Genomic DNA, 15,705 nt, shown 5'->3' with positions numbered 1-15,705 from the left:
AAACGAAGCAGCATTGATGCATCGTTGTGCTTTGGTTATGCTTGTTGCGGTCTGGTCACTCCGGGCTGGTCGGATCGTCCAGAATCGCGTCCAGCGTCTGCGCCAACAGCCGCAGATCCTCCGGCCGGGACAGGCGGTGGTCGCCGTCCTTGATCAGGTGCAGGCGCACATCACCGCCGCCCAGCGCCTCCACCAGCCGCAGCGCGTGGCGCCAGGGCACGTCGGGGTCGGCCATGCCCTGCAGGATGCGGACCGGGCAGGGCAGGTCGAGGGACTGGCCGAGCACGGACTGGCGGCGGCCGTCCTCGATCAGCGCCCGCGTCACCGGCGTCGGCTCGCCGTACTGGCTGGGCAGGTGGATGAGGCCGTCGCGCATCAGGGCGGCCTGCTGGGAGGGCGGCAGCGCCGGCCACATCAGCGTCTCGGTGAAATCCGGCGCCGGGGCGAGGCCAATCAGCCCGGCCAGCCGGTCCCGCCGCTGGCGCGCCAGCAGCAGCGCGATCCAGCCGCCCATGGAGGAGCCGACCAGCACCTGAGGACCGCTGGTCAGCGCATCGAACACCGCCAGCGCATCAGCCGCCCATTGGCCGATGGTGCCGTCCTCGAACCGTCCGGCAGAGGCGCCGTGGCCGCTGTAATCCACGCGCAGGAAGGCCTGGCCGCGGGCTGCGCAGTGGTCGCGGAGCGCAAGCGCCTTGCTGCCTTGCATGTCGCTGCGGTAGCCGGGCAGGAACACCACGCCGGGGCCGGCCCCTGGCAGGCGGGACCAGGCAAGGCGGTCGTCGAGCCGACCGGATTCTTCCCTCACGCCGGATAGCCGCGGCGGGCGAGGCTCGCCATCAGCGCGCCGATGCCGGTGCCCCAGGGTGGGCAGGAATCGGTGCGGTCCACCTCGTTCTCCAGCACGCCGAGGCGCGGGGTCGCGATGCGGACGATGTCGCCGGGATGGTGGGTGAAGCCCATGCCGGGGGCGCCGCGGTCCTTGGAGGGCGAGAAGGGCGTGCCGAGGAACAGCACGGCGCCATCGGGGTACTGGTGATGCGCGCCGATCATCTGGCCGACCAGATCCGCCGGGTCGCGGCTGATGGCGCCGATCCGGCCCTGATCGTGCAGCGCGAAGCCGTCGCGGCCGGTGATGTCGAGCGAAAGTTCGGCCTGCCGCACATCCTCCAGCGTGAATGCTTCGTCGAACAGGCGGACCATGGGGCCGAGCGCGCAGGCGGCGTTGTTGTCCTTCGCGCGGCCCAGCAGCAGCGCGCTGCGGCCTTCCACGTCGCGCAGGTTCACGTCGTTGCCGAGCGTGGCGCCGACGATGCGGCCCTGCGCGTTCACCACCATCACCGCCTCGGGTTCCGGGTTCGACCACTTGCTGACCGGATGCACGCCGACCTTGGCGCCGGGCCCGACGGCTGACAGCACAGGGCCCTTGGTGAAGATCTCGGCGTCCGGGCCGATGCCGACTTCCAGGTACTGGCTCCACCAGCCCTTCTCGACCAGAGTCGCCTTGACCTGCATGGCCTCCGGGCTGCCGGGGATCAAATTCGCCAGGTCGTCGCCGATGATGGCGCGGACCTCGGCGCGGATGGCCTCCGCCTGGCTGGCATCGCCGCGGCATCGTTCCTCGATGACGCGCTCCAGCATGGACCGCACATAGGTGACGCCGGCGGCCTTGATGACCTGGAGGTCGATGGGCGCCAGCAGCCAGGGCTGCGCCGCATCGCGCGCGGCGTGGTGCGCATTGGCGAGCGCGGCGGGCAGGTCCAGCGCCACCGGCACGCCGCGGGCGCGGATGGCACCGACCGGGTCTTCCGTGTTCAGCCAGGCGCTGACGGTGCCGAAGGCGGGGGTCATGTCGAAGGCTTCGCCGGCCTGGAGCGCAAAGGCCACCGGGCCGTCCGGCGTCATCAGGCGCAGCGCGAAGCTGCCGGATTGCCAATCTGCGGGCAGCGCATCGGGCTGGGACATGCGGTGCGATCTTCCTGTTGTGTGGCTGGCGGCAGGCAGAGTAGCCGCTTGCGGCCGACCGCCAAGGCCCCCCTCGGCAGGGTGCCGCCGGCGAAACACGCGACATCCGGCCGAAACCGCTTTGGGCCACGCCGCGCAATCGGCCCGAAACCCGCATCCGCCAGAAAGCGCGCCGTCAGACGATGCACTCGAAGGATCACGACGATGATGGACGCTGCTTTCGCCGCGCTGCTGGATGGCCGGATCGGTCGCCGCTGGCGCCACCGGGCGGAGATCGCCCGGCTCGACAATCACCTGCGCCGCGACATCGGGCTGCCGCCCGCCCCGGCGCCTGTCCTGCCGCTGCTGCACCAGTTCTGAGGGAGTTTCATCGATGGCCACCACGGACCGCTACGGCAACGCCGTCTCCACCACCAATCGCAGCGCCGTCGCGACGCTGGACCAGGCGGCGGAGGCCATGCTTGGCTTCCGCGCCGATCCGCTGGCGCTGGCCGATGCCGCCATTGCCGAGCAGCCGGACTTCGCCATGGGCCACGCGCTGCGCGCCGGCCTGATGGTGATGTCGGGCGAGCCCGCCGCCGCAGCGGAAGGCCTTCGCAGCGTCGAGGCCGGGGAGGCGCTGCGGCACGCCAATGCGCGTGAACGCGCCCACCTGGCCGCCGCGCGTGCCTGGTGCGAGGGCGACATGACCCTCGCACAGACGCGCTACGGCGCGATCAGCGCGGAATACCCGCGCGACCTGTTCGCCCTGCAGGTGGCGCACACCACCGACTTCTTCCTGGGCAACGCGGCCGGGCTGCGCGACCGCCCGACGGCGGCGATGCGCGACTGGCGGGAGGCGGAGGCGGGCTTCGCCTGGATGCTCGGCATGCAGGCCTTCGGGCTGGAGGAGTGCGGCGCGTACGATCAGGCCGAGCAAGCCGGCCGCATGGCGCTGGCGCTGAACCCGGCCGATGCCTGGGCCACCCATGCGGTCGCGCATGTGCTGGAGATGCAGGGCCGCGACCGGGAGGGCGTGCGGTTCCTCGGTCTGCGGGAAGGCGAATGGAGCCAGGCCGGCCTGCTCGCCGTGCACAACTGGTGGCACCTGGCGCTGTACCACCTGGAGCATGGCGAGCATGAGCAGGTGCTGGCGATCTACGACCGCGCGGTGGCGCCGCGGGAGGGCAGCGTGGTGCTGGAGCTGGTCGATGCCTCGGCCATGCTGTGGCGGCTGATGCTAAGGGGCGTCGACACCGGTGGGCGCTTCGCCGCCGTCTCCGCTGCCTGGCAGGCGATGGGCGGCGCCGGCTTCTATGCCTTCAGCGACCTGCACGCCGTGATGGCGCATCTCGGGGCTGGCCGTGCCGATCTGGTGGCGGAGGTGCTGGGCGCGATGCGGCGCGCGGCGGCCGGCCGTGGCAGCAACGCGCGCATGACGCGCGAGATCGGCCTGCCGCTGGCGGAAGGCTTCGCCGCCTTCATGCTCGGCGACCACGGGCGCGCGGTGTGGACCATGGTGCCGGTGGCGGGGCAGGCGATCGGCTTCGGCGGGTCCAACGCGCAGCGCGACGTGATCTGGCTGACGCTGCTGGAAGCGGCGCTGCGGGCCGGGGAGGGCTCGGTGGCGCGGGACCTGGCGGCGCGGCGCCTGGCCGCCAAGCCGGAAAGCCCCTTCGCCCAGGCCGCAATGGCGCGCAGCCGTGCCGTGGGGGCCGCGCGCGCGGCGTGACGCGCCGCGAATGGGGCTTGCCGTGCGGCGCAGTTCTGGCGGAGCATACGTTCCACGGGCCGTGACGAGCCCGATGGAGGAACGGATGACGCTTTTCACGCGCCGCACGGCGCTGTTGGGTGGTGCGGGTCTGTTGGCGGCCCCGGCGCTGGTGCGACAGGTGGATGCGCAGGGCGCCTTCAACTGGAAGCGCTTCGAGGGCGAGCGGATCGAGGTCAGCCTCACCGCCAATCCGCGCAGTCAGATCCTGATCCGCCAGCAGCGGGAATTCGAGGCGCTGACCGGCATCCGCGTGGGTTCGGAAGGCATTCCCGAACAGCAGCACCGCCAGAAATTCGTCATCGAGTTCAGCTCCGGCCGGCCGTCCTTCGATGCGGTCGGCATCAGCCTGCATGTCAGCAAGCGGCAGGTCGGGCGTGCGAAGTGGACCACGGACCTGCGGCCGCTGATCGCCGATGCGTCATTGACCGCTCCCGATTTCGACTTTCCGGATTTCGGCGCCGGCGCGGTGGCTTATTCGACGCAGGCGGATGGGCGGATGGATACGCTGCCGGAGTTCACCGACTACTTCATCCTGTACTACAACAAGGAAATCTTCGCCCGCGCCGGGCTCCAGCCGCCCAAGACCTATGACGAGCTGTACGAGACGGCGAAGCGCCTGACGGATGCACGCGCGCAGCAATATGGCTTCGTCGGGCGCGGCCTGCGCAACGCCAATGTCGTGCTCTACACCAGCTTCCTGCTCGGCACGCAGCAGCGCGACACGATCGATGCGAACACCCGCCTGATCACGGATACGCCGGACGCGATCTGGGCCGGGGAGATGTACAAGAAGCTGATGCGGGAAACCGCGCCGCCCGGATCCGCCGGCTTCAACTGGAACGAGGCGCAGACCACCTTCATGCAGGGCCGCGCCGCGATGTGGCTGGATGGCGTCGGCTTCGCCGCGCCGCTGGAGGATGCGACGCGCTCGCGCGTCGCCGGCAAGGTGGGCTACGCCGTGGTGCCGGCCGGGCCGGCGCATCATCATTGCTGCCTGTTCGGCACAGGCTTCGGCATCAGCGAGGCATCGTCCGAACGCAAGCGGGGCGCCGCCTGGTACTACCTGCAATGGGCGCTGGGCAAGGAGAACCAGCTTCGCTACCTGACCTCCGGCGCCGGCGCGCCGGCGCGGCAGAGCGCCTTCCGCAACGAGGAGGCGATCCGGTCCAGCCGCTTCGGGCGCGACTACTTCGAGACGCTGATCAAGAGCGCCGAGATCGCGCGGCCGGGCCTGCCGGAAATCGTGCCGGTGACGGAATTCCGCGACACGCTCGGCACCGCGCTGACCAACACCATCGGCGGCGCCGACGTGGCAACGGAGCTGAAGCGCGCGACGGAAGCGTTCCGGCCGATCCTGGAGCAGTCGGAACGCGCGACGTGATGTTCGCCCTCGGACGCCGGGCGCATCTTCCGGCTGCCGGGCTTCGCTGCGTTGGCGGCGGCGCCCGTTCGGGCGCTCGGCCCGTCTCGGGCCGCCTGTGATGGCGGATGGGCATGCGGCGGCGCTGGCGGGCGTCGCGGCGGACAAGGTGCGGCGCAAGCGCGCCTATGCGCGGCACTACTGGCCGTTCATCGTGCCGGCCGCGGTAGTGGTGGTGGCGGTCATCCTGTTCCCCTGGATCTTCACCTTGTGGATGAGCCTGCAGGAATGGAAGCTGGGGCAGGGCCGGACCTTCGTCGGCCTGGCGAACTACGAGCGCCTGCTGCACGACGAGCGCTTCCACGGCAGCATCCTGCGCACGCTGTACTTCACCGTGCTTGCGGTGGTGATCCCGGTGGTGCTCGGCGTCGCGGCGGCACTTGCCTTCCACCGCAAGTTCCCGCTGCGTGGGCTGGCGCGCACCATCTTCATCCTGCCGATGATGGCGACGCCGGTGGCCGTGGCGCTGGTCTGGACCATGATGTTCCACCCGCAGCTCGGCGTGCTGAACTGGATCCTCAGCCAGTTCGGCATCCCGCCGAGCCTGTGGGTCTATGACGCCAACACCGTGATCCCGACGCTGGTGATGGTGGAGGTCTGGCACTGGACGCCGCTGGTGATGCTGCTGGTGCTTGGCGGGCTGGCGAGCCTGCCGGTCGATCCCTACGAGGCGGCGAAGATCGATGGCGCAACAAGCTTCCAGGCCTTCCGCTACATCACCCTGCCGCTGCTGGCGCCGTTCCTGATGGTGGCCATCATCATCCGCACGATCGATGCGCTGAAGACCTTCGACACGATCTACGTCATCACCCAGGGCGGGCCCGGCACGGCCAGCGAGACCATCAACATCTTCCTGTATCTCAACGCCTTCGCCTACTACAACATGGGCTACGCCAGCGCCGTGGTGGTGGTGTTCTTCGCCCTCATCATCCTGCTCGCGATGCTGCTGCTGTGGTCGCGCGAGCGCTTCAAGGACGCCGTCTGATGGCGGATGGCGCGATACGCCGCAGGCCGATCCGGCGGCGGCTGGAAAGCCTGGCCTTCGGCCTTTCAGTCATCGTGCTGGTGTCGCCGGCGGCGCTGGTATTCCTGTGGATGCTGTCGCTGTCGTTGAAGAACGAGGTGGACAACACCGCCTTCCCGCCGGTCTTCATCCCCTACCCGCCGACGCTCGACAATTTCCGCGCCGTGTTCGAGCGCAACGACTTCCTGTTGCAGGCGTGGAACAGCATCGTCGTCAGCTTTGGTGCCACCGGCATTGCGCTGCTGGTGGGCGTGCCGGCGGGCTACGGCATCGCAAAGATGCGCGCGACGAAGGCGGCGGTGCTGATCCTGATCGCGCGGATCACGCCCGGCCTGTCCTACCTCATCCCGCTGTTCCTGCTGTTCCAGTGGCTCGGCCTGACTGGCACGCTGTGGCCGATCCTGATCACCCACCTGGTGCTGACTGTACCGATCGCGGTATGGGTGATGATCGGCTTCTTCGAGGGTCTGCCAGGGGAGCTGGAGGAGGCGGCGCTGGTCGATGGTGCCACCATCTGGCAGGCCTTCCGCTACGTTGCGCTGCCACTGGCGCGGCCGGGCATCACGGTGGCGACGATTCTCGCCTTCATCTTCTCCTGGAATAATTTCATCTTCGCCATGGTGCTGGCGGGGCGGGAGACGCGGACGCTGCCGGTGGCGGTGAACAACATGCTGACCTTCGAGCAGATCAGCTGGGGGCCACTGTCCGCCGCCGCGCTGCTGGTCACGGCGCCGGTGCTGATCCTGACGCTGGTGGCGCAGAAGCAGATCGTCGCCGGATTGACGCAGGGCGGCGTGAAGGGGGGCTGATGGACGCACAGGCGGCCGGGGTCTAGACCAGCCGGCGATGAGCGCACCGCCATGACCCAGCCGCCCGGCGTGCTCCAACTGCTGCCCAGCCTGGCCTCCGGCGGCGTGGAGCGTGGCACCATCGAGATCGCCGAGGCGATCCGCGATGCCGGGCTGCGGCCGCTCGTGGCCTCCGCCGGAGGGCCGTTGGTGGCGGAACTGGAAGAGCTGGGTGTGCGGCACGTGACCCTGCCCCTGGCCACCAAGTCGCCGCTGGCGATATGGCGCAATGCCGCGGCGCTGGCGGCGCTGGTGCGGCAGGAGGATATCGCCATCCTGCATGCACGCTCCCGTGCCCCGGCCTGGTCCGCGCTGATCGCGGCGCGGCGCACCGGTCGGGCCTTCGTTACCACCTACCACGGCACCTACAACGAGAACCTGCCCGGCAAGCGGCTGTACAATTCCGTCATGGCGCGGGGCGACCGTGTCATCGCCATCAGTGGCTTCATCGCCGACCTGGTCCGCAGTCGCCACGGCGTGCCGGATGCGCGCATCCGGCTGATCGCGCGCGGCGTCGATCCGCGGCGCTTCAACCCGGCCCGGATCCCTCCTGAGGCCATCGCCGCGCAGCGCGCCACCTGGGGTGTGCCGGACGGCGAGGCGGCGATCCTGCTGCCGGCCCGCCTGACCCGTTGGAAGGGCCAGGCTGTGCTGGTGGAGGCGCTGGCGCGGCTGCCGGGGCAATCCATCGCGGTGCTGGCGGGCGGCGGGCGGGATGCCTACCGCGACGAATTGCTGGCCCTCGCGCGCCGGCATGGCGTGGCGGATCGCGTGCGCCTGATCGGCCACGTCGAGCGCATGGACCTGGCGCTGGCCGCCGCCGGGCTGGTGGTGCATGCCAGCACGGATGCCGAGGCCTTCGGCCGTACGGTCGTCGAGGCGCAGGCCATGGCGCGGCCTGTGATCGCCGCCGATCTTGGTGGACCGCGGGAGACGGTGGAGCACGGGATGACCGGCTGGCTGGTGCCACCCGGCGACCCGGTGGCGCTGGCGGCGATGCTGGCGCAGGTGCTGGCCATGCCGGCGGCGCTGCGCGATGCGGTGGGGCAGGCGGCGCGGAAGGCCGTGCTGGCGCGCTACAGCACAGCGGCGATGCAGGCGGCGACGCTGGACGTGTATCGGGAATTGCTGTGATGGATGCCATCCTCGTCATCCGGCTCGGGGCGCTGGGCGATTTCGTCCAGTCCTTCGGACCCTTCGCCGCAATCCGCGCGCATCACCCCGGCGCGCGTATCGTGCTGCTGACCACGCCCCCCTTCGCCGACCTGGCGCGGCGCAGCCCGTGGTTCGACGAGGTCTGGGCGGAAGGTCGGCCGGCCTGGCACGACCTCCGCGCCGTGCTGGCACTGCGACGGCGGCTGCGGGCGGCGCGGTTCGGGCGCGTGTATGATTTGCAAACCAGCGGAAGATCCTCCCGCTACCGCTGGCTGGTGGGCCTGCAGGCGGAGTGGTCGGGCGTCGCCAGCGGCGCCTCCCACCGGCACGACAACCCAGACCGCGATGCGCTGCACACTGTGGAACGCCAGCGCGAACAGCTTGAGGCGGCCGGGATCACGCATTTCCCCACGCCGGCCATGGGCTGGCTGGATGCCGATCTTTCGGCCTTCGCGTTGCCGCCGGATTTCGCGCTGCTGGTGCCCGGCGCCTCGCCACAGCGGCCCGGCAAGCGCTGGCCGGCGGTGCGCTTCGCGGAATTCGCGCGAACCTGCCCGGTGCCCTGCGTGGTGCTCGGCGGGCCGGCGGAGGTCGAGATGGCCGAGGGCATCGCGCGGGTCGCACCCGGCAGCCTCAGCCTGGCCGGCCGGACCGGCTTCGCCGAGATCGCGGCACTGGCACGCCGCGCCCGCTTCGCGCTGGGCAACGACACCGGCCCGACCCACCTGATCGCCGCCGCCGGATGCCCGACGCTGGCATTGTTCGGCGGCGACAGCGACCCGGCGCTGTGCGCCCCGCGCGGGCCCGCCGTCGCCGTGCTGCGGCATGTGCCGCTGGCGGCGCTGGGGCCGGAAACGGTGCAGGCGGCGCTGGCCGGCGTGGTGCCGGCGGACCTTACGCCGGGATGAGCGCGTGCTGCGTCCAGCGGCGCAGCGCCTCCGTCTCCGGCTCCGACAGTTTCTCGTCCAGCGCGCGGGTGGTGTTGACCAGCGTGGCGAACAGCACGCGGGACAGGCGCAGCGCGCCTTCCGGCCCGACCGGTTCGTGCAGCTTGACGTAGCCGCGCATCAGCCAGCGCAGCAGCGCCGTCACCTCCCGCGCCGAGATGAACAGCCCCTGGGCGGCGGCGGCCTCGGCCAGCATCGGCGCGGCCTCGGCGGGGTTCAGCGGTTGCGCTGCGGCGATCGCGGGCAGCAGGAAGCCGAGTTCCTCCGACGTGAAGGCGGGCAGGTCGTGCGGCAGGCCCTTCGGGTCACGGGAGCCCCAGAGCAGGTCGCGCACCAGCTGCGCCGCCTCCGCCATCGCGGCCTCCGGCGTGATCTGCGGCTCGGGCGTTTCGATGTCGGGGGCCTCGGGTGCCGGCTCCGGCGCTTCGAGCGCGGGTTCCGGCGTCTCGGTGGGCGCAACCTCCTCGGCGGGCTTCGCCGCATCCTCGGGCGGCCGGGCCGTCACCGGCTCGGCGGGCGCGTCGCCCGGTGCGGCGCCGCGCTCCGCATCGAAGACCCAGCGCCGCGCGGGCGGGCCGGACAGCGTCATGCGCGGGTCGTGCGCTTCCTCGATCAGGGCGCCGAGCGAGCCGGCGCCGGCATAGTCCGTGTGGCGGAGGGCGGGGAAGGCGCGGGGCAGGGCCTGGCCGATCTCGGTGAGGCGCACGGCGCCGCCCGGGCTGCGCGCCACCGCATCCCGCACCCAGTCCAATGCCTGGGCGCGCAGCGCCGGGATGTCCACGGCCGGCGGGCGCGGCGCGGCCGGTGCGACCGCCTGCGGCGCCGCCGGGGCGCTGAACTGCGCCACGGGCAGGTTGCCCATGCCGGCGCGGGCGAACTCATCCAGCCCCACCACGACATCCGCCGCCGCCAGGTAGGCCGCCTTGGCGGTGTCCTGCGCCAGGATGGTGATGCGCCGGTCATGCGCCCGCAGCCGCGCCAGCGCCGGCAGGAAGTCGCTGTCGCCGGACAGCAGCACGAATTCGTCGAAGTTCGTGCGGTGGTCCAGCGCCTCCCTGATGTCGAGCGCCATCTTCATGTCGGCGCTGTTCTTCAGCCAGGCGATGGCCGGGCAGTCGACCACGTCGAAGCCGGCCTGAACGAAGGCGGCGCGGAATTCCGAGAAGTAGGTGCGGTTGCGCAGGTCCCGCGCCGCGCGGTAGCGGGCGACGGGGCGGCCGAGCTGGAAATCATGGTAGCCGGCCGGGTTCAGGTAGCAGCGGCGCACCAGGGTGCGGCGGGTGGCGGGCTTGCCATCCTCCTCCCGTCCCTCGAGCCAAGCGAGCCAGGCATCGGGGCGTTCGCCGAAGGCGTAGGCGGCGCGCTCGTCCCAGCGCATCAGGGCCATGAAGACATTGTCGAAATCGACATAGAGCGCCGCGCGGGGCGGCGAGACGGCTTCGGTCATGAGTGATCCATCAGGTAGTAACGACGGGTAGTGACGGCAGAAATGTCACGCGAGGCCACCCAGGCCGCCGCGCCGGCTTGACGCGGGCGCAGTGGGCTGGCCATGGTCCGCCCCCCTTAGCACAGCCCAGGAGCCCTGTATCCCGATGCCCGCGATCACCCTGCCAGACGGTTCCGTCCGCGACTTCGCCGGGCCCGTCACCGGCACGACGGTCGCCGCCAGCATCGGGCCGGGCCTGGCCAAGGCCGCGCTCGCCATGCAGGTGGATGGCCGCCTGCGCGACCTGTCGGACGAGATTTCGGAAGACGCCAGCCTGCGCTTCATCACCCGCCGGGACCCCGAGGCGCTGGAGATGATCCGCCACGATACGGCGCATGTGCTGGCGGAAGCCGTGCAGGCGCTGTTCCCGGGCACCCAGGTCACCATCGGCCCGACCATCGAGAACGGGTTCTACTACGACTTCTTCCGCAACCAGCCCTTCGGCGTGGACGACTTTGCCGCGATCGAGGCGAAGATGCGGGAGATCATCGCCCGCAACGCGCCGTTCCGGCGCAGCGTCGTGTCCCGCCACGATGCCATTTCGCTGTTCGAGAAGAAGGGCGAGGCGTTCAAGGTCGAGCTGATCCAGGACCTGCCGGAAGACGTCGAGATCAGCCTGTACAGCCAGGGCGAGTGGATCGACCTGTGCCGCGGGCCGCACATGCGCGGCACCGGCGATGTCGGCACCGCCTTCAAGCTGATGAAGGTGGCCGGGGCGTACTGGCGCGGCAAGTCGGACAATCCCGTGCTGAGCCGCATCTACGGCACCGCCTGGCGCGACCAGAAGGAGTTGGACGCACACCTGCTGCAGATCGAGGAAGCCGAGAAGCGCGACCACCGGCGCATCGGCCGCGAGATGAACCTGTTCCACGTGCAGGAGGAAGCGACCGGCAGCGTGTTCTGGCATCCGAAGGGCTGGAAGCTGTACCGCACGGTGGAGGACTACATGCGCCGCCGCCTGGATGCGGCGGACTACCAGGAGGTGCGCACCCCGCAGGTGCTGGACCGCAAGCTGTGGGAAGCCAGCGGCCATTGGGAGAACTACCGCAAGAACATGTTCATGGCGACGGTGGAGGACCAGGACGAGGCGCATCGCGCACTTGCGCTGAAGCCGATGAACTGCCCCTGCCATGTGCTGATCTTCAACCAGGGCCTGCGGTCCTACCGCGAATTGCCGTGGCGGATGGCGGAGTTCGGTGCCTGCCACCGCTACGAGCCCTCAGGCGCGCTGCACGGCATCATGCGGGTGCGCGCCTTCACGCAGGACGATGCCCACATCTTCTGTACCGAGGCGCAGATCGCCGATGAGACGGTGCGCTTCGTGGCCCTGCTGACCGCAGTCTACCGCGACCTGGGCTTCGAGAGCTTCCGTGTGAAGTTCTCGGACCGCCCGGCGGAGCGGGCCGGCAGCGACGCCGTATGGGACCAGGCGGAGGATGCGCTGCGGCGCGGCTGCGAGGCGGCGGGCGTATCGTACGAGTTGAATCCGGGGGAGGGCGCCTTCTACGGCCCGAAGCTGGAATTCGTGCTGCGCGATGCCATCGGCCGCGACTGGCAGTGCGGCACCTTGCAGACCGACTTCGTGCTGCCGGAGCGACTGGGCGCGGAATACGTGGCGGAGGATGGCAGTCGAAAGCGGCCCGTGATGCTCCACCGGGCGGTGCTGGGCAGCTTCGAGCGCTTCATCGGCATCCTGATCGAGCAGTATGCCGGACGTTTCCCGCTGTGGCTGGCGCCGGTGCAGGTGGTGGTGGCGACCATCGTCTCGGATGCCGACGAGTATGCCCGCAAGGTGGCGGCAGACCTCGCCAAGGCCGGCATTCGCGTGGAACTGGATCTGCGGAACGAGAAGATCAACCGCAAGGTGCCGGACCACATCGCGCAGCGCGTGCCGGTATTGGCGGTGGTCGGGCGGCGGGAGGCGGAGGAGGGCCAACTGGTTCTGCGGCGCCTACCTGGGCGGGAACAGGAGACGCTACCACTTTCGGAGGCGGTCGCCCGCCTGGTCGCGGAAGCGGTCCCCCCCGATTTGGTCACCCCGTAGCGGCTTGCTTCCGCAGGACCGCATCGCCATAACAGGGCAGATTCGACTTGAACAACGACAGGAGAGCACTATAGCCCGAGGTCCGATGCCCGCCCAGTTGCCGACGCGCGACGGCCCGCGGGTCAACGAAGACATCCGAGTACCCCAGGTCCGCCTGATCGATCAGGACGGCGAGATGATTGGAGTGATGTCTGCGCGCGACGCTTTGCTGCGGGCCTATGAAGTCGGCCTCGATCTGCTCGAGATCAGCCCGAATGCCGTGCCACCGGTCTGCAAGATCCTGGACTACGGCAAGTATAAGTATGAGCAGCAGAAGAAGGCCAACGAGGCGCGCAAGCGGCAGAAGGTCGTCGAGCTGAAGGAAATCAAGGTTCGTCCGAACATCGACGACCATGATTACGGCGTGAAGATGCGCCAGATGAAGGAGTTCATCTCCGAAGGCGACAAGGTGAAGGTAACCCTTCGCTTCCGTGGACGCGAGATGGCGCACCAGGATCTGGGCCTGCGCGTGCTGGACCGGATCCGGACGGAGCTGGCGGAGGCCACGAAGGTGGAATCCATGCCGCGCCTGGAAAACCGGCAGATGATCATGGTGCTGGCGCCGAAATAGGCGCCGGCCCTGGTGGTGCTGAGGGAGGCTGGCAGAGACTCGATGCTGGCCGCCCTGCGCAACCGCTTCTTCCCGGCCACCGAACCGGTCCCTGCCGCCGCCTTTTACCCCTGCCTTGCCCGCGCGACTGGCGGCCGATGCCGGACTGCTCGCGCGGTCGGCCGCCTTCGAGGCTGGGGCGGGGGCGCAGGTGGCCCTCGGCAGGACTAGACGGACTATGCGGCCTTCCACCGCCTGCGGTTCGCGGAGGCGCTGCGCGCCATCAGGACCCTGCTGCGGGACACGCCCGGCTGGCCTGGTTGCCGGGTGCTGGAGATCGGCGCCTCCATCACGCCGATGCTGTACCACGCTGCCGTCCCGGGCCTCCGCCTGACATCGCTGTGCCTGTTCCACCACCCGCAGTTGAAGGGCGTGGTCGAACGCCAGGTGCAACTCGACCTGGAACTGGTGGATCGGCGGGCCGCCAGCACGCTGCCTGTTCCGGACACGGCGCTGGAGGGTCTGGACCTCGTCATGCTGTGCGAGGTGCTGGAGCACCTGGTGGTGAACCCCGCCAACTTGTTTGGTGCGCTGGGGGGCACCCTCCGGCCGGGCCGGTTCCTGTATGTGACGACGCCGAACTTCCTGCGGCAATCGGCCCGCGGTCGCCTGCTGGAGGATCGCAACCCGCAGCCCATCCTTGGCGCCGGCTTCGGCCCCGGCGAAAGCTCGCACCATCATGTCCGCGAATACACGATGGCGGAGGTCCTGGACGCGCTGGCCGACTCGGGGCTGGAGGTGGAGTTGGCGCATTGTTCGGCCTGCTGGAATACGGCGGAGGCGGCGGCGAGCCCGCTGCCGGATGCCTGGTAGAACCTTGTCGTCATTGGCCGCCGGCCGGCTTGACCGGAACGCCCTGCCGGGGGTAGGAACCGACGCATCGGGTACCCCCCGACAATTGGTCGCCCCACCACGGGTGGGTCGGCTCCGCCGCTCCGCGAAGACTCGCGCAGCGGCGCGATTTCGTTTGGGGGCGCCGCAACGGCTTAAAGGGGTGCATCCGCCACGATGTTCGAGGCGCTGGGCAACAGGCTGACAGGGGTGTTCGACAAGCTGCGCCGCCGTGGCGCGCTGTCCGATGCCGATGTCCAGGAGGCGCTGCGGGAAGTCCGCATCGCGCTGCTGGAGGCCGATGTCGCGCTGCCCGTGGTGAAGGACCTGGTGAACCGCGTGCGCGACCGCGCCGTGGGGCAGGAGGTCATCCGCAGCGTTTCCCCGGCGCAGCAGGTCATCAAGATCGTCAACGACGCGCTCGTGGAAGCGCTGGGCGGTGGCGAGGGCGATGACGGCAAGCGAGGCATCGACCTCAACGCGCCGTCGCCGCTGCCGATCCTGATGGTGGGTCTGCAGGGCTCGGGCAAGACCACGACCTCTGGCAAGATCGCGCTGCGGCTGCGCACCCGCGAGCGCAAGAAAGTGCTGCTCGCCTCGCTCGACGTGCACCGCCCGGCGGCGCAGTTGCAGTTGCAGCAATTGGCGGACCGCGCCGAGGTGACGTGCCTGCCGATCGTCGCCGGCCAGAAGCCGCTGGAGATCGCGGCGCGCGCCATGGATGTCGCGCGGCGCGAACTGTACGACGTGGTGATCCTCGACACCGCCGGCCGGCTTTCCATCGACGCGGAATTGATGGCCGAGGTCGCCGCGGTGAAGGCGTTTGCCAAGCCGCACGAGACGCTGCTGGTGGTCGATGCGATGACCGGCCAGGACGCGGTGCAGACGGCGCGGGCATTCAATGAACAGGTCGGCGTCACCGGCATCGTCATGACGCGCGTCGATGGCGATGCGCGCGGTGGCGCGGCGCTGTCCATGCGGGCGGTAACGGGCGCGCCGATCAAGCTCCTCGGTGCCGGCGAGAAGCTGGATGCGCTGGAGGATTTCCACCCCGATCGCATCGCCAACCGCATCCTTGGCATGGGCGACATCGTCTCCCTCGTCGAGCGGGCGGCGGAGACGATCGACCAGGCGGAAGCCGAGAAGCTTGCGAAGAAGATGCAGAAGGGGTCGTTCGACCTCGAGGACTACGCGCAGCAGATCAAGCAGATCGGCAAGATGGGCTCGCTGTCCGGCATCCTCGGCATGCTGCCGGGCATCGGCAAGATGAAGGCGCAGATCGAGAACGCCAATCTCGACCAGTCCATGCTGAAGCGCCAGGCGGCGATCATTTCCTCGATGACGATGAAGGAACGGCGCAAGCCGGAGCTCATTAAGGCATCGCGGAAGAAGCGCATCGCCACGGGATCCGGCACCACGGTGCAGGAAGTGAATCGACTGCTGAAGCAGTTCGACGACATGTCGGACATGATGAAGCGGATGAACAAGATGGGCCAGAAGGGGATGATGCGCGGCGGTCTCGCCTCCCTCATGCCGGGCCTTGGCAACAAACGACCCTTTTGAAGATCAGGAGAAGGTAACCC

Annotated in this window: 14 protein-coding genes; 11 read left to right on the top strand and 3 right to left on the bottom strand. The window is 69.7% G+C overall.

The features are described 5' to 3' along the window. Positions 1–55: 55 nt before the first annotated feature. Positions 56–808: an alpha/beta hydrolase gene (locus ACLF3G_RS01710; RefSeq protein WP_430667583.1), complete on the bottom strand. Its 753-nt coding sequence runs from the start codon at positions 806–808 to the stop codon at positions 56–58. Beyond that, a complete protein-coding gene (locus tag ACLF3G_RS01705) occupies positions 805–1,965 on the bottom strand; it encodes a fumarylacetoacetate hydrolase family protein (protein ID WP_430667582.1) in 1,161 nt (386 codons plus the stop codon). The genes ACLF3G_RS01710 and ACLF3G_RS01705 overlap by 4 nt, the downstream gene beginning before the upstream one ends. A 204-nt stretch (positions 1,966–2,169) precedes the next feature. Here ACLF3G_RS01705 and ACLF3G_RS01700 point away from each other — a divergent pair, with 204 nt between their 5' ends. The 7 genes from ACLF3G_RS01700 (at position 2,170) to ACLF3G_RS01670 (ending at position 9,073) form a co-directional block, all read left to right on the top strand. Further along, positions 2,170–2,325, top strand: a complete 156-nt coding sequence (locus tag ACLF3G_RS01700; protein ID WP_430667581.1) for a DUF1127 domain-containing protein — start codon at positions 2,170–2,172, stop codon at positions 2,323–2,325. A 13-nt stretch (positions 2,326–2,338) separates the two neighbouring features. Then, positions 2,339–3,676 (top strand): tetratricopeptide repeat protein, encoded by a 1,338-nt coding sequence (locus ACLF3G_RS01695; RefSeq protein ID WP_430667580.1) that lies wholly within the window; start codon positions 2,339–2,341, stop codon positions 3,674–3,676. 85 nt (positions 3,677–3,761) lie between these two features. After that, complete coding sequence (locus ACLF3G_RS01690) at positions 3,762–5,099, top strand: ABC transporter substrate-binding protein (RefSeq protein ID WP_430667579.1); 1,338 nt, start codon at positions 3,762–3,764, stop codon at positions 5,097–5,099. A gap of 100 nt (positions 5,100–5,199) precedes the next feature. Further along, positions 5,200–6,123 (top strand): carbohydrate ABC transporter permease, encoded by a 924-nt coding sequence (locus tag ACLF3G_RS01685; RefSeq protein ID WP_430667578.1) that lies wholly within the window; start codon positions 5,200–5,202, stop codon positions 6,121–6,123. Next, positions 6,123–6,971: a carbohydrate ABC transporter permease gene (locus ACLF3G_RS01680; RefSeq protein WP_430667577.1), complete on the top strand. Its 849-nt coding sequence runs from the start codon at positions 6,123–6,125 to the stop codon at positions 6,969–6,971. The genes ACLF3G_RS01685 and ACLF3G_RS01680 overlap by 1 nt, the downstream gene beginning before the upstream one ends. Positions 6,972–7,022: 51 nt before the next feature. Then, complete coding sequence (locus tag ACLF3G_RS01675; RefSeq protein WP_430667576.1) at positions 7,023–8,144, top strand: glycosyltransferase family 4 protein; 1,122 nt, start codon at positions 7,023–7,025, stop codon at positions 8,142–8,144. Continuing rightward, positions 8,144–9,073, top strand: a complete 930-nt coding sequence (locus tag ACLF3G_RS01670) for a glycosyltransferase family 9 protein (protein WP_430667575.1) — start codon at positions 8,144–8,146, stop codon at positions 9,071–9,073. Before ACLF3G_RS01675 ends, ACLF3G_RS01670 begins: the two co-directional genes overlap by 1 nt. Here ACLF3G_RS01670 and ACLF3G_RS01665 read toward each other — a convergent pair. Then, positions 9,060–10,559, bottom strand: a complete 1,500-nt coding sequence (locus ACLF3G_RS01665; protein ID WP_430667574.1) for an NYN domain-containing protein — start codon at positions 10,557–10,559, stop codon at positions 9,060–9,062. The two genes, ACLF3G_RS01670 and ACLF3G_RS01665, sit on opposite strands and share 14 nt — an antisense overlap. A gap of 145 nt (positions 10,560–10,704) precedes the next feature. On the opposite strand from ACLF3G_RS01665, the gene thrS reads away from it, so the two are divergent. The 4 genes from thrS to ffh all read left to right on the top strand — a co-directional run bounded on the left by thrS (position 10,705) and on the right by ffh (position 15,685). After that, positions 10,705–12,642 carry a threonine--tRNA ligase gene (gene thrS / locus ACLF3G_RS01660; RefSeq protein ID WP_430667573.1) on the top strand — a complete coding sequence of 646 codons (1,938 nt, stop codon included), beginning with the start codon at positions 10,705–10,707 and terminating at the stop codon, positions 12,640–12,642. Positions 12,643–12,727: 85 nt separating this feature from the next. Next, entirely contained in the window at positions 12,728–13,252 is a 525-nt protein-coding gene (infC, locus tag ACLF3G_RS01655) for a translation initiation factor IF-3 (RefSeq protein ID WP_430667572.1), read from the top strand. A 306-nt stretch (positions 13,253–13,558) separates the two neighbouring features. Beyond that, the gene (locus ACLF3G_RS01650) at positions 13,559–14,104 is read left to right on the top strand and encodes a hypothetical protein (protein WP_430667571.1); all 546 of its coding nucleotides are present in this window, start codon (positions 13,559–13,561) and stop codon (positions 14,102–14,104) included. A 195-nt stretch (positions 14,105–14,299) separates the two neighbouring features. Continuing rightward, a complete protein-coding gene (ffh, locus tag ACLF3G_RS01645) occupies positions 14,300–15,685 on the top strand; it encodes a signal recognition particle protein (protein WP_430667570.1) in 1,386 nt (461 codons plus the stop codon). Positions 15,686–15,705: the final 20 nt, after the last annotated feature.

The sequence above is a fragment of the Falsiroseomonas sp. HC035 genome, from assembly GCF_050563525.1.
GTDB lineage: Bacteria > Pseudomonadota > Alphaproteobacteria > Acetobacterales > Acetobacteraceae > Falsiroseomonas.
The sequence above is the reverse complement of the archived record's forward strand: the minus strand, read 5'-3'. Positions and strand labels throughout refer to the sequence as shown.

What these genes read in the sequence shown, in the direction of transcription:
- ACLF3G_RS01705 (WP_430667582.1), bottom strand. Translation starts at nt 1,965, where the DNA reads ATGTCCCAGCCCGATGCGCTGCCCGCAGATTGGCAATCCGGCAGCTTC.
- ACLF3G_RS01700 (WP_430667581.1), top strand. Translation starts at nt 2,170, where the DNA reads ATGATGGACGCTGCTTTCGCCGCGCTGCTGGATGGCCGGATCGGTCGC.
- ACLF3G_RS01695 (WP_430667580.1), top strand. Translation starts at nt 2,339, where the DNA reads ATGGCCACCACGGACCGCTACGGCAACGCCGTCTCCACCACCAATCGC.
- ACLF3G_RS01690 (WP_430667579.1), top strand. Translation starts at nt 3,762, where the DNA reads ATGACGCTTTTCACGCGCCGCACGGCGCTGTTGGGTGGTGCGGGTCTG.
- ACLF3G_RS01685 (WP_430667578.1), top strand. Translation starts at nt 5,200, where the DNA reads ATGGCGGATGGGCATGCGGCGGCGCTGGCGGGCGTCGCGGCGGACAAG.
- ACLF3G_RS01680 (WP_430667577.1), top strand. Translation starts at nt 6,123, where the DNA reads ATGGCGGATGGCGCGATACGCCGCAGGCCGATCCGGCGGCGGCTGGAA.
- ACLF3G_RS01675 (WP_430667576.1), top strand. Translation starts at nt 7,023, where the DNA reads ATGACCCAGCCGCCCGGCGTGCTCCAACTGCTGCCCAGCCTGGCCTCC.
- ACLF3G_RS01670 (WP_430667575.1), top strand. Translation starts at nt 8,144, where the DNA reads ATGGATGCCATCCTCGTCATCCGGCTCGGGGCGCTGGGCGATTTCGTC.
- ACLF3G_RS01665 (WP_430667574.1), bottom strand. Translation starts at nt 10,559, where the DNA reads ATGACCGAAGCCGTCTCGCCGCCCCGCGCGGCGCTCTATGTCGATTTC.
- thrS (WP_430667573.1), top strand. Translation starts at nt 10,705, where the DNA reads ATGCCCGCGATCACCCTGCCAGACGGTTCCGTCCGCGACTTCGCCGGG.
- infC (WP_430667572.1), top strand. Translation starts at nt 12,728, where the DNA reads ATGCCCGCCCAGTTGCCGACGCGCGACGGCCCGCGGGTCAACGAAGAC.
- ffh (WP_430667570.1), top strand. Translation starts at nt 14,300, where the DNA reads ATGTTCGAGGCGCTGGGCAACAGGCTGACAGGGGTGTTCGACAAGCTG.